The organism is Martinezella sp. CNPSo 3959 (assembly GCF_057784355.1).
The window spans coordinates 1,157,722-1,170,513 of the sequence record NZ_JBXSOV010000001.1; the positions used below are offsets into that span (position 1 = coordinate 1,157,722).

10 protein-coding genes and 1 riboswitch are annotated in these 12,792 nt (G+C 60.9%); of the genes, 5 read left to right on the forward strand and 5 right to left on the reverse strand.

Annotated features, from left to right (window positions below; all coding sequences use genetic code 11):
* Window positions 1-34: 34 nt before the first annotated feature.
* On the forward strand, window positions 35-898 hold the full coding sequence (locus AC13RE_RS05805) for a helix-turn-helix domain-containing protein (protein ID WP_488562243.1): 864 nt from the start codon (window positions 35-37) through the stop codon (window positions 896-898).
* Here the strand turns inward: AC13RE_RS05805 and pdxR are convergent.
* On the reverse strand, window positions 888-2,312 hold the full coding sequence (gene pdxR, locus AC13RE_RS05810) for a MocR-like pyridoxine biosynthesis transcription factor PdxR (protein WP_488562244.1): 1,425 nt from the start codon (window positions 2,310-2,312) through the stop codon (window positions 888-890). The two genes, AC13RE_RS05805 and pdxR, sit on opposite strands and share 11 nt — an antisense overlap.
* A gap of 94 nt (window positions 2,313-2,406) precedes the next feature.
* Here pdxR and AC13RE_RS05815 point away from each other — a divergent pair, with 94 nt between their 5' ends.
* Window positions 2,407-3,090 carry a pyridoxamine 5'-phosphate oxidase family protein gene (locus tag AC13RE_RS05815; RefSeq protein WP_488562245.1) on the forward strand — a complete coding sequence of 228 codons (684 nt, stop codon included), beginning with the start codon at window positions 2,407-2,409 and terminating at the stop codon, window positions 3,088-3,090.
* A 29-nt stretch (window positions 3,091-3,119) separates the two neighbouring features.
* The gene (locus AC13RE_RS05820) at window positions 3,120-3,782 is read left to right on the forward strand and encodes a GNAT family N-acetyltransferase (RefSeq protein WP_488562246.1); all 663 of its coding nucleotides are present in this window, start codon (window positions 3,120-3,122) and stop codon (window positions 3,780-3,782) included.
* Window positions 3,783-3,803: 21 nt separating this feature from the next.
* Here AC13RE_RS05820 and aac(6') read toward each other — a convergent pair whose 3' ends face one another.
* A complete protein-coding gene (aac(6'), locus tag AC13RE_RS05825) occupies window positions 3,804-4,244 on the reverse strand; it encodes an aminoglycoside 6'-N-acetyltransferase (protein ID WP_488562247.1) in 441 nt (146 codons plus the stop codon).
* Between the two features lie 130 nt (window positions 4,245-4,374).
* Between aac(6') and olsE the strand changes: the two genes are divergently transcribed.
* Window positions 4,375-5,370, forward strand: coding sequence for an ornithine lipid hydroxylase OlsE (gene olsE / locus AC13RE_RS05830; RefSeq protein ID WP_488562248.1), 996 nt, complete (start codon window positions 4,375-4,377; stop codon window positions 5,368-5,370).
* A 226-nt stretch (window positions 5,371-5,596) separates the two neighbouring features.
* On the forward strand, window positions 5,597-8,920 hold the full coding sequence (locus AC13RE_RS05835) for a thiamine pyrophosphate-dependent enzyme (RefSeq protein ID WP_488562249.1): 3,324 nt from the start codon (window positions 5,597-5,599) through the stop codon (window positions 8,918-8,920).
* A gap of 111 nt (window positions 8,921-9,031) precedes the next feature.
* Here the strand turns inward: AC13RE_RS05835 and olsC are convergent, their stop codons facing one another.
* From olsC to AC13RE_RS05850, 3 genes are all read right to left on the reverse strand, one after another.
* Window positions 9,032-9,877 (reverse strand): ornithine lipid ester-linked acyl 2-hydroxylase OlsC, encoded by an 846-nt coding sequence (gene olsC / locus AC13RE_RS05840; protein ID WP_488562250.1) that lies wholly within the window; start codon window positions 9,875-9,877, stop codon window positions 9,032-9,034.
* 456 nt (window positions 9,878-10,333) lie between these two features.
* On the reverse strand, window positions 10,334-11,701 hold the full coding sequence (locus AC13RE_RS05845; protein WP_132717304.1) for a voltage-gated chloride channel family protein: 1,368 nt from the start codon (window positions 11,699-11,701) through the stop codon (window positions 10,334-10,336).
* Between the two features lie 112 nt (window positions 11,702-11,813).
* Window positions 11,814-11,902, reverse strand: a riboswitch (Fluoride riboswitch).
* Between the two features lie 43 nt (window positions 11,903-11,945).
* A complete protein-coding gene (locus tag AC13RE_RS05850; RefSeq protein ID WP_488562251.1) occupies window positions 11,946-12,776 on the reverse strand; it encodes a class I SAM-dependent methyltransferase in 831 nt (276 codons plus the stop codon).
* Window positions 12,777-12,792 lie beyond the last annotated feature (16 nt).

Genomic DNA, 12,792 nt, shown 5'->3' on the forward strand with positions numbered 1-12,792 from the left:
ACTATTCTGGCTCCTATAGAACTATGGACGCCCCATGAGGCCCTATCTCGAAGTTTTGCCCCGTTCGCCGGAGGCATCCTGGAGCATGCTGAACCGCCGGCTTGACGACTGCATTCCGTTCCAATGGCACCACCATCCCGAATTTGAGCTGACGCTGACGCTGAATTCCATCGGCCAGCGCTTCATCGGCGATCACAGTGGCGACTATTGCGATGGCGATCTCGTTCTCGTCGGCCCCAACCTGCCGCACAGCTGGGTTTCGCGCGCCAAGATCGAGGAAGAAAAGCCGCATATCGCGCTCGTGCTCTGGTTCAATCGCGACTGGCTTTTGCAGATAACAGGCGGCGCCATCGAATTCCGATCGATCGAAGCGATGCTGCAGCGCGGAGACAACGGCCTTCGCTTTTCGGAGGCGACCTCGACCGCCGTCCGCTCCTCGTTCGAAACCATTTTCGAAAAGCCGCCCGTCGAGCGCCTCCTGGCTTTGCTCGGCATTCTGGTGAAAGTCGCGGAAGACCGGCACGCGACGCCGCTCGCAAGCGCGCCGGCGCAGGCTCCCGACCTCAAGGAAAGCCGCGAGCGCATCGACCGCGTGCTGACGCATATGCATCTTCACTATGCCCGCGCGATCAGCCTTGATGAGCTGGCCGATATCGCGGCACTCAGCGTCTCCGGCCTGCACCGCATGTTCCGCCGCCATACCGGCGGGACGATATCGGATTACCTCATGCGCATGCGCATCGGCGACGCCTGCGCCCGCCTCTCCTCTACCGACCAGGCGATCCATCATATCAGCGATGCCGTCGGCTATCTCTCGCTTGCCAATTTCAACAGGCAATTCAGGGCGCTGAAAGGCATGACGCCACGGGAATACCGGGCGATGTTCCTCAGGCGTTGACGGGCATCGTCGCAAGCAGCCTGGCAATCCTTGCCGCTGCAGCATCTGCAGCCTGAGCTTCCATGCGCGCGATACCAAGCAGCAGCCCAGGTTGCGCTGAGCCGAGATACAGCGCCGATATTGGCCGCACAGCGAAACCATTGGAATTAATTGCGCGCGCGACGGCAACATCATCGGTCTTTGCGTCCCGGAACCAGCTCGCCACTTGCAATCCGCCTGCCCCCTCGCCAACATCGAGCCAATCGCTGCAATGGCGACGAAGCGCCTCGACAGTTGCCGCCATGCGCTCCGCATAGATGGCGTTCATGCGCCTCAGATGCGCACGAAACCGCCCCTCACGCATGAAATCGGCCAAGGCCGCCTGGACATGAACGGGCACGACGGCGCCTCTCAGCCGCTGGGCCGCTTCGGTCGCCGCCAGAAGCCGCAAGGGAATGACGGCGTAAGCGACGCGCAGACCGGGCGCGAGAGTCTTCGAAAAGGTGCCGATATAGGCGACCACTTCGCCGTGATCGATGCCCTGCAGGGCGGCGATCGGGCGCGACGCATATTGGAACTCGCTGTCATAGTCGTCTTCCAGCACGATCGCGCCATTGGCGCGAGCGAATTCAAGCAACGCAAGACGACGCTGCAGGCTCATGGTCACGCCGGTCGGATATTGATGCGAGGGCGTGACATAGATGAGGCGCGGCGACGGCTCGGCCCCTTGCGCGATATCGATGCCCTCGGCATCGCAAGGCACCGGCACGAGGCTGGCCCCAGCCATCCGCAGGATCGCCTGCGCGCTGGCATAGCCCGGGTCCTCCATCCAAACGATGTCGCCTGGATGATCGGGCTGAAGCAACACGCTCGCTAGCAGCCCGATTGCAGCGCCCGTCGACGGCACGATCACGATCTGCTCGGGCCGGGCAACCACGCCACGCGTCGCCGAGACGTGTTCGAGGATCGCCTCGCGCAACTCGCGAATGCCGCCATGATCGCTGTAGCCGAGATCATGCACCCGCAGCGACCGGCCCCGAGCACCGAGACAGCGCGCCCAGGCGGCGTGGGGAAAGGTCGAGACATCGGGCACCCCCGGCTCGAACAATCCTCCTCTTTTGAATTCCGTAACGCGCGGCAGATTTGGTGGCGGTGGTGCGGCCTGCCCCGACAATGGCGTCGTCGGGAATGCCGCGACGCGTGTCGCCGCGCCAGATGTCGAGTGAAGATAGCCTTCCGCTTTGAGCCGATCATAGGCGTTGACCACGGTCGAGCGCGCAACGCCGAACGAGATTGCCATTGCCCGCGTCGATGGCACGCGCTGCCCCGCCGGCATCTGCCCGCGCAGGATACGATCGCGCATTAAGCGGTAGACTTGCCCCTCCAGATCGCCCGAAGACCGGTCCAGTGCCGGCCACTGCGCCACCGATGCCATGAAACCTCAACTGGTCTGCTAAAAATCAATAAACTGGCTGTTTATAGCCTACCTCTTTGCTGGCAGAGATCAACGCCCGATCTGTGAGGAAGACATGGCCGATCACTATCCGCCTGATACCAGCACCTACCCGACTACCGAGCGCACCCGCGTGCGGCGCAGCCCGAAGCGCGGCAGCCACGCCCACGCCGATGTCCACGCCATTCTGGATGCCTCCCCGCTCTGTCATGTCGGCTATGTCATCGACGGTGCGCCCTATGTGACGCCGACCCTGCATTGGCGTGAGGACGACTACGTCTATTGGCACGGCTCGTCCGCCAGCCGCTTCCTGCGCGCGGCCGAGGATATGCCGGTCTGTCTGACCTGCAGCATCATCGACGGCTATGTGCTTGCCCGCTCGGCCTTCAACCATTCCGTCAACTATCGCTCAGCCATGGTTTTCGGCGCGGCCCGTCTCGTCGATGATGTCGAGGAAAAGACCGATGCACTGCGCCGCCTGATCGAAGACCTGTTTCCCGGCCGCTGGGATAGCCTCAGATCGATGACCAAGCAGGAGGTCAAGGCGACTTCGGTCATGCGGATGAAAATCGACGAGGCCTCGGCCAAGGTCCGCAACGGACCGCCGGGCGATATGGACGAGGCGAGCCATCCGGTCTGGGCCGGCATCCTGCCCATCGAAAGCCGCCTGGTATCACCACAGCCCGCCCCCGGCTTGCCCGATGGAATGGAGCTGCCACAATCTCTTGCGGACCTGATACAATCCGGCCGGCTTCGCTGAACTACATTTGATGACCAAAGGACTTTGATATGGATCTGACGAACTGGAAGGGCGTCGCCCGCCCCGAGCGCATCGCCCTTGAAGGCCGCTACACCCAAATCGAGCCGCTCGACGCCGCCCGTCATGGCGACGATCTCCTTGCCTCGGCCCGCGCACCCGGCGCGGAAGATCGCTTTCGCTATCTTTTCGAGGATGCCCCAGCCGATCGCGCCGCCTTTTCGCCCTGGCTCGAGAAAGCCGCATCCAGCGCCGATCCGCTCTTCTTCGCGACGATCGACAAGCGGACCGGACGCGCCGAGGGCCGGCAGGCATTGATGCGCATCGACAACGCGCATGGGGTCATCGAAATCGGAAGCATCCTGTGGGGACCTGCCATTGCCCGCAGCCGCGTGACGACCGAAACGCTCTATCTGTTCGCATCCTACGTCTTCGACACGCTCGGCTATCGCCGCTTCGAATGGAAATGCAACAATCTCAATGAGCCTTCGAAGCGGGCAGCCGAGCGTTTCGGCTTCCTTTTCGAAGGCATTTTCCGACAGCACATGGTCGCAAAGGGCCAGAATCGCGACACGGCCTGGTTCGCGATGATCGACGCCGACTGGCCGCGCCTTAAGGCCGGCTACGAGCGCTGGTTGAGCCCGGAGAATTTCGACGAGGCTGGCCAGCAGAAGACGAAATTGACATTCGGCTAGGCACAGTCCGGTAGCTCGGGCCTAAAGCAGCTTTCGGAAGTAGACCACGCGTCTGGTTTCGACGAAACCGAGCGCGGCATGAAAGGCGTGGCTCGCAAGATTGTCGATCAGTGCATCCGAGGCAAACTCAGTGCAGCCAGCTTCCCGCCCCCATGCGGCGACAGCCTGGCAAAGCGCCCGCGCCGTCCCTCCGCGCCGATCTTTGGGACGCACATAGATGCCCTCCAGGAACAGGACCGGCGAAGTCTCGCAGCCATTGACGTAATCGTGCCGCAATGTCGCTTCGGCAAAACTGACGACATGACCGGCAGAATCGATCGCGACAAACGCAGAAGCATTTTCATGAGCGCGAAATTGCGCCAGTTCCGCCCGATGATGTTCGAGCGAACTATGGGGCCAAAGCTCGAAGCGCAACCGCGCCCACGCCTCCAGATGTTCGTCTGCCGCCTGCTCTATGCGCATGTCTTGATCTCCTATCGAACTGCCTGTTGCCGGCCAACGGAAAAATTTCGCTTTCGACTCCACAATCATCGCGCTACATATCGCGCATATTCACGCGCTATTTCGCCGATCAGAATCTGAGGATGATGGAATGACATTTCAAAGCAGTTCGCGTCTTTACGCTGCTGTTTCCTCCCTGTTGTGGCCAGCCATCCTATGCGGTGGACTAACGGGAGCCTATTTCGCCTTCCGGTCGGATATGCATCTTCTCTGGTTCAATGTCGTCTATCTTTCGACGGTAGCCATCATTGCCCTCTTCGAGCGGTTGATGCCTTACGAGAAGACTTGGCAGAAGCGCGATGGCGAGACCTTCAACGATATCGCCCATACGCTGCTGAGCAAAGGCGGCGTGCAGATCGCCGCTGCGATCGGGACCTCCTTCCCGATGGCCGTCGCGACAGTCGCGCAGCCGGCGCTCAGTTACCATTCTCACTTCTGGCCGGATCAATGGCCGATGGCCTTCCAGGTGGTGCTCGGCCTCGTTATCGCCGAGTTCGGTCTCTATATGGCGCATCGCCTGGCGCATGAGCATCTGTCGCTGTGGCGCTTCCATGCCCTTCATCACAGCGTCGAGCGCCTTTGGGTCATCAACACCGGCCGTTTCCACTTCATCGATACACTCTTCAAGATCGCGCTCGGCCAGATCCCGCTTTATTTGCTCGGTGCGCCGTTGCCGGTCTTCCTCTGGATCGGCGCGGTCACGGCCTTCATCGGCCTCTTGACGCATTGCAATGTCGATATGCGCACCGGCCCGCTCGATCTCATATTCTCGACTCCCCGCCTGCATCGCTGGCATCACTCCAAGGTGCTTGCCGAAGGCAATACGAATTATGGGGAAAACCTCGTGATCTGGGATCAGCTTCTCGGCACCTTCCATAACCCGCCGCGCCCCTCCTCCACGGATATCGGCATCACCGGTAAGGTCGCCAAGGGTTTCCTCGCCCAGCTCGCGCAGCCCTTCTCCCGGCAAGGCCGCAAGGAGATCATCGGCAAGAAGCCGAAGGAACTGATCCTTCAGGAAGAACAGGCCGCAAAGGCCGCTGCGGCAAGGCGGAACGCCAACGCTAGGATCCGCAAATCAGGCTAGGATCGCTTTCGATAAACGGTGCCAATCGCGCGGCGCGCGGACGGGTGCGTTTACCGGCGCGTGGCCATGGATAGAAACATCGCGAAAATTTGCAGCCTGACAATTTACTTATTTCCGTTTCAAACCGAGAAAATATTGTCATTTAACGTGTATTGAAAAAGGCAGCCTAGGGGTCTACCTAGGTCCCTTCAGCGGTTTTAGACGAAAGATTAGGAAAATCATTGAGATGGAAGGGAGGTTTACAACAGAATACCTCAAGCAACTTCACAGAATATTTTTCGTTTCCAGAGAAATAGACCGTCTTGAGCGAGAATTCATCAAGCAGGGCATAGCACATTTCCATGTTTCCGGCGCCGGACACGAGTCCACGGCGCTTCTCAACGAATTCCTTCAGGACGACGACTGGCTGCATCTGCATTATCGCGACAAAGCCCTGATGCTGGCACGCGGCATGCCCATTCGTGAGTTCTTCTCCAGCCTGCTTGCGACAGCCAATTCCCATTCCGCCGGCCGGCAGATGAGCGCGCATCTTTCCTCCCGCGCCCTCAATATCACATCGATCGTCGGACCGGTCGGCAACAATGCTCTGCATGCCGTTGGCGTCGCGGCATCCCTGAAGCACAAGCCGGGAATGCCGATCGCCATCTGTTGCGTTGGCGACGGCACCACGCAGCAGGGTGAGTTCCTCGAAGCCGTCGCCGAAGCCGTGCGCAGCCAGTATCCTGTCGTCTTCGTCATCGAGGACAATAGCTTTTCCATCTCGACGCGCACGGGCAAACAGACCTTCTTCGACCTGCCCGCCGGCCCTGCCTCCTCTTTCTACGGCATCGATATCATCCGCACGGATGGCGACGATCTCACCGCATCGCGCGACGCCTTCCACAAGGCCGTGCGCCATAGCCGCAACAACCGCACTCCCAGCATCGTGCTGTTGAACGTCGAGCGCCTTTCCGATCATACCAACGCCGACGATCAGAAGACCTACCGCACCCTGCTCGAAATCGAGGCAGGCTCATCGCGCGACCCGCTGCCGAACCTGCGGGCAATGCTGCGCAAAGCCGGTGTCGATGCCGATGCGCTGCAGAAGATCGAACAGGAACTGATTGCGGAAGTGCAGGCGGAAGCCGCCCTTGCCCGCAAGGAAGACGCTCCGAAGGTGGAGCCGGAAGCTAAGGCTCCCTACCCCGCATCGTTCAATGGCAAGGCGGAATATCGCGGCAACGAGACCGCATCGACGCTGACGATGCGCGAGGCGCTGAATGTCGTTCTCGACAAGCAGCTGGCCGCCAATCCCGACGTCGTCCTGTTCGGCCAGGATATCGAGGATCCGAAGGGCGACGTTTTCGGTGTGACACGCGGCCTCAGCACGAAATATCCCGACCGCGTGCGCAACGCCGCCCTCACCGAATCGACAATCGTCGGCACCGCCGTCGGCCGCGCATTGGCGGGCCAGCGCCCTGTCGCCTTCCTGCAGTTCGCAGATTTCCTGCCGCTTGCCTATAACCAGATCGTCTCGGAAATGGGCAGCATGTTCTGGCGCAGCAATGGCGCCTGGGAAGCACCCGTCATCCTGATGGTGAGCTGCGGCGGCTACAAGCCCGGTCTCGGCCCCTTCCACGCCCAGAGCTTCGAGGGAATGCTGGCGCATACGCCCGGCATCGACGTCGTCATGCCCTCCAGCGCCGGCGATGCCGCCGGTCTGCTGAATGCCGCCTTCGAGTCGCGACGCCCGACGGTCTTCCTCTATCCGAAGGCCGTGCTCAATAATTCTGACGGCCGCACTTCCGAGGATCTGCACAAGCATTTCGTCCATCCCGGCCTGTCGCGCCATGTTACCCGCGGCCGCGACATTACCCTCGTCAGCTACGGCAACACGGTTTCGCTCTGTGCCAACGCCGCAAGCGCTTTCGAGGCTCAGGGCTTCTCCGTCGAGGTGATCGATCTGCGCTCGATCTCGCCCTGGGACGAGAAGGAAGTGCTGGCGAGTGCACGGCGCACCCGCCGCCTGATCGTCGTGCATGAAGACAACCGCACCGTCGGCATGGGTGCGGAAATCATCGCAACCGTTACCGAAAAGACCGACGTGCCTGTCGTCGTGCGCCGACTTGCCCGCTCGGACGCTCATATCCCCTTCAATTTCCGCAATCAGCTCGAGACCCTGCCCTCCTACCGCAAGCTGGTGGACCTGATGGCAGAGGTTCTCGAATGCGAGGTCACCTGGCACGAAGAGGACGACAGCGGCCCGACAGCAGCGATCAAGGCGATCGGCTCCGGCCCCGCCGACGAAAACGTCCTGGTGACCGATATGCTCGTCAAGCCCGGCGACAAGATCGAAGTCGGCCAGCTGGTGGCCGTCGTCGAGGCGACGAAAGCCTCGGTCGAGATCTGCGCCAATATCGGCGGCGTCGTGCAGGAAGTCTTTGCCAAAATCGGCGACCAGATCGCCACGGACAGCCCGCTTCTGACTGTCGATGCCAATCGCGACCTGAGCGAGCAGAACTTCGCGCTCGCCTCCGAAATCCAGAACAAGTTCGTGCTGCGGCGCTTGAAGTCGCATGTCATCCCGGCGCTGCGCCGCCATACCGGCAGCTTCTCGGAAGTCGTCATCAACGGTATTGGCATCGCCACCGGCGCCCGCCGCGTCACCAACGAAGAAATCATCCATAACTGGCCGAACCGACGGGCCGACGAAATCCTCGCGCTGACGGGCATCAAGAGCCGTTTTTGGATCGGACCCGACGAAGGCACGCTGAGCCTAGCCACGAAGGCTGCGCGCGATCTCCTCAGGCAGAACCAGATGTCGATCCATGATGTCGATCTGGTGATCGCCGCCACCGGAACGCCTGACATCGCCACGCCGTCGCTCGCAAGCCGAGTCGCGGTTGCCGTGGCCGAAGACGGCGTGCGGCCTTCGCTTGCAGCCTATGACATGGGTGCGGCCTGTTCCGGCTATCTCTACGCGCTGCAGCAAGCCTATGATTTCATTGCGCAGCAGAACGACGCCAAGGTGCTCATCATCACCTCGGAAGTCCTGTCGCCGCTGCTCGACATGAATGATTTCTCCACCGCGATCCTCTTCGGCGACGCCGCGACCGCCAGCCTTGTGACCAGCCGCGACATGGCGCGCAACCCGCTCTTCACCGCGAGCCGCCCGATCGTCAGCGGCCGGCCGGAACCGGGGGACCTGCTCTACGTTCCGCTGCCGGACGATGGCGTCATTGCCATGAACGGCCGCTCGGTCTTCACCGAAGCCGTACATTCGATGACCCGCTCGATCGAAAACGCCTGCGTCGATGCCGGCATCGAGCTTGCCAACCTCGATCTTCTGGTGCCGCACCAGGCCAACCAGCGCATCATCGATACGATCGCCAAGCGCAGCGGCCGCCCGGCCCTCAGCGTCATCGAGACCTATGGCAACACCAGTTCGTCAAGCATTCCGCTTGCCATGCTGCATGTCGCCAATGAGCGCTCCGAGCCCTTGAACCTTGGGCTCGTGGCCTTCGGCGGCGGCATGACGGCAGGCGCTGCAATCGTACGGACAGTGAAGTAGCCACGGTTTCACTCTCTGGACGCCTCCCCGCGGCTGCGCGTAACTGAATAAAACAAAACCCCGGCCTCCCTCAGAGAGACCGGGGTTTATGAAGCTAAACAGTCGATGCGATCAGGGTTTCGGGCGGTTTCTGAACGCCTCGGCTTCGGCGTAGAACTTCTTTTCCCATTCCTTGTGATTATCGAGACCTTCCTTGATGAAGGGCGTGAAGATCGCCAGGTTCATCAGGGCCCAGTTGACGAAACGGGCCGGGAATTTCAGTGGCTTGACGAAATCGACGAAAAGCACCACGCGGGTCTTGTCGGTGTGGTTCCAGGCTTCGTGCTCATAGGCGTCGTCGAAAATCAGCGCCTTGCCTTCCTGCCAATGGCAAACCTGCTTGTCGACGCGGATGGCGAGCTTGTCATTCGGCTCCGGTACGATGAGGCCGAGATGCAGGCGCAGCACGCCATTATAGGGGCCGCGATGCGCAGGCAGATGCTTGCCCGGCTCGAAGATCGAGAACATCGCCGTCGTCAGCCCGGGAATCTTCTGCACGGCCGCCCAGGTATTCGGGCACGCCTTGATGTTCTGCTCGGATTTCACGCCGAAACCGAGAAGGAAGAACGTCTTCCAGCGCGTATCGGTGGAAATGGTCTTCACGTCGGTGGAGATGTCCTGGAAGGTCGGCAGCTCGCTCTGGCGCAGCAGAACCTTTTCGAGCTCGGCGCGGATGGCCGGATAATCCTTCTCGATCTCGGCCGCCCAGGGGAAAGTCGCGGTGTCATAGACCGGCGGATTGCCGAGCTTGGCATATTTCAGGTTGAGGCTTTCGGCCCATGCAACAATGCCCATGAAAAAGCGGGTCATAGCGCTCGGGCGGTCCATCGGCGCGATGCCGGCGGTGCCGAAGGTCTGTTCCGGAGCAGAAGATTGGTTGGAAGTGGGAGCAGGTGCGCTCAAGGGACTCTCCGTCATGTCTGTCTTTTGGGGCGGTGCGGTCCGGGAGGAAGTTGCCCGGGGAATCCGCATGCGAATCCCGGAGCGAGAACAGGCTTGTCATTGGGAATGCTTTGCCGGTGCTTATCCTGATCGACGCCCGACTCCTTGTGTTATGCGGTGATCTTAATAGGCGATTATATGAGTTGATTAGTCGAATTTCGCAAGAGAGTCCGTTCGCAACGAGCGGTGGTTTGTCGTGGAATAAATCTCCGCGATTCTCGAGAGGGATTCACCTCCGAATCGGCAAAAATGCGGCGAAATCTGCCGATCTCCAATCACTATGCCGTTTGAGCCTGAATTATTAGCCGGACAATTGCAAGTCCTGCCATCGGAGCCTCGATCGACAGGAAAACGGACGGCCGATATAGGCGATGGCCGGCATCCATCGGCCGGCTCCCAGAGAGGGCACGACAACCTCCAGCCGTCCTTGCGTCAAACCTCTTCGGTCTTGTTGGCATTTCCCCGCCGCGTCTTCACACGGTGTTCGCGAATATGGCGAATCGGCATATCGGCTGGGATATTATCGGAAGCACTTTTGGCGATGCCGAGACGCTGGGACAGATAGATGCTGGTATGGCCGCTGCAGATATAGGCAAGGAAGCACGCGACAGCGAGGTAGACCGTGTGCGTCGCGCCGAAGAGCTCGATACCCATGATCATGCAGGCAAGCGGCGTATTGGTCGCGCCAGCAAAAACGGCGACAAAGCCCAACGCGGCAAAAAGATCGGCCGGCGCACCGAGAATGGCGGCAAGCGCATTGCCGAGCGCGGCACCGATGAAGAACAAGGGCGTCACCTCGCCGCCCTTGAAGCCGGCGCTCAGCGTTACGATCGTGAAGACTGCCTTCCAGAACCAGCTCCAGTAATCGACGCGAGCCGGATCGAAGAAGCCGAGGATCGTCGCTTCGTCTGGGTTGGGCGACCAGACGCCAAGCCCGAGATATTGCCGGGTGCCGAGCAGGTAAACGAGGCCGATCAGGACCGCGCTGGCGATGACCGGTCGCAGCGGCGCGTAGGCGCAGAACCGCTTGAATGCCGCCGACGCAGCATGCGAGAGCTCGCTGAAGCAACGTGCTGTCAAGCCGAAGATGACGCCGGCAAGCCCGACCTTGATGAGCAGCAGCGCATCGAGATGGAAGGTGCTGGCCGGAGTGCCGGTGAGATAGCCGATGTGGTACTGAATATGCTCGATGCCCCAGACATGGCAGGTCCAGTCGGCCGCGATTGCCGCTGCCAGGCTCGGGATCAGCGCCTCATATTGCATCCGCCCGATCGTCAGGACTTCGAGAGCGAAGACGGCGCCGGCGATCGGTGTGCCGAAGACCGCGCCAAAACCAGCGGCGATACCCGCCATGAGGAGAATGCGGATCTCGCCATGGCTGAGCCGGAAAACTCTCGCAAAGGCGCTGGCAATGCTGCCGCCAAGCTGCACCGCCGTCCCTTCGCGTCCCGCAGAACCACCCACTAGATGCGTCAGAACCGTCGAAACCAGGATGAAGGGCGCCATGCGCAGCGGCACGCCGCCGCCGGGCTCATGGATCTGATCGACGATCAGATTGTTGCCGCCCTCCGAACCCCGGCCGAAGTGCTGGTAGACCAGCACCATCAGGAAACCCGCAACGGGCATAAGAAAGATCAGCCGGGGATGATCGAAGCGCGCGGCTGTCGCCTTGTCCAGGCTCCAGAGGAACAGCGCGCAGAGCGAGCCGACGACCACAGCCATCGGCACCACGAGAACGATCCACTTGAACAGGCTGCGGAATTGCTGAAAACGATGATGAAAATAGGCGGATGCGGACATCAGTTTGCCCCTCCCGCGAAGCCAGCATACGGTCTTCCGGGGTCGGTGAACAAGAAACATTGGGATAACGGTAAGATAACGGGCATGACTCTACTCCTTCGCCTTTCAGGCGTGCTGAGTAGGAGTCATCAGCTTCTCTGGAAAAATCAGAGCAGCGGTTCGGCCACCATGGCCCGGCAGAAATCCATTACCGTTGTATTTTCCATACAGAAACAGGCCCGCCGCTGTCAACGGGCAGCAACCGTCACACCGCTCGGGCAATCATCTCGATCGGCGCAAGCAGGCCGCCCTCGACCGACACGTTGACGTTGCTCATGCGCTCGCCAGCCCGGGGACCCATCAGCGTACGGACACTCTGGTCTCGCACCTCCCCAGCCGCAGCGGCCCTGGCGCGCGCTTCATGCGCCAGCCGGATTACGAGAGCACTGCGGTCCTGCTCGAGCTCAACCGTGAAGCCGGCTTCGGCGAGCAGATGGCGATAGATATCGGGGCTGCGGACGAAGCTCGTCTCCTGCTCCATAGCCCAGGGCATGGGAAAGGGGAGCGTTCCCTCCCGCATCTGCATGATCTCATAAAGCCCGAAACGGCCGCCCAGCTTGAGGATGCGCCTGATTTCCCAAAACAGTCTCGCCTTGTCCTCTATATTCATGCCGACGTGAATGAGCGTCGCCCGATCGAAACTGCCGCTCTCGAAGGGCAGCGCCAAGGCGCTCCCCTGCCGAAAGGAGACTTGGTCCGCGAGACCGCAGCGAGCCGTCAGCGAATTGGCGACCTGAACGAATTCTTCGGTGAGATCGATGCCAGATACGATGCATCCGTAGGAATCGGCAAAATGGCGGGCAGGCCCGCCGAGCCCGGAGCCGATATCGGCGAGGCGCAGGCCGGCGGAAAGATCCAGATCCCTCGCGAAATCCACCGTCGCCGCATGTCGCCCCAGATGGAATTCATCGACATCGGCCAGGTCGCGGATGCGCAAGTTGTCGACATCCTTGCCGTCGGCCGCAAGGCTTTGCAGGATCGCCGCTTCCAGCGATCCGTGCGTATAGTGGCTGGCCACTTTTTCCTCGGTAGACATGCGTGCACTCCCAAGG

Bases quoted from the DNA above. Each gene is read 5' to 3' on its own strand.
- AC13RE_RS05805 (WP_488562243.1), top strand. From the start codon at position 35: ATGAGGCCCTATCTCGAAGTTTTGCCCCGTTCGCCGGAGGCATCCTGG.
- pdxR (WP_488562244.1), bottom strand. From the start codon at position 2,312: ATGGCATCGGTGGCGCAGTGGCCGGCACTGGACCGGTCTTCGGGCGAT.
- AC13RE_RS05815 (WP_488562245.1), top strand. From the start codon at position 2,407: ATGGCCGATCACTATCCGCCTGATACCAGCACCTACCCGACTACCGAG.
- AC13RE_RS05820 (WP_488562246.1), top strand. From the start codon at position 3,120: ATGGATCTGACGAACTGGAAGGGCGTCGCCCGCCCCGAGCGCATCGCC.
- olsE (WP_488562248.1), top strand. From the start codon at position 4,375: ATGACATTTCAAAGCAGTTCGCGTCTTTACGCTGCTGTTTCCTCCCTG.
- AC13RE_RS05835 (WP_488562249.1), top strand. From the start codon at position 5,597: ATGGAAGGGAGGTTTACAACAGAATACCTCAAGCAACTTCACAGAATA.
- olsC (WP_488562250.1), bottom strand. From the start codon at position 9,877: ATGACGGAGAGTCCCTTGAGCGCACCTGCTCCCACTTCCAACCAATCT.
- AC13RE_RS05845 (WP_132717304.1), bottom strand. From the start codon at position 11,701: ATGTCCGCATCCGCCTATTTTCATCATCGTTTTCAGCAATTCCGCAGC.
- AC13RE_RS05850 (WP_488562251.1), bottom strand. From the start codon at position 12,776: ATGTCTACCGAGGAAAAAGTGGCCAGCCACTATACGCACGGATCGCTG.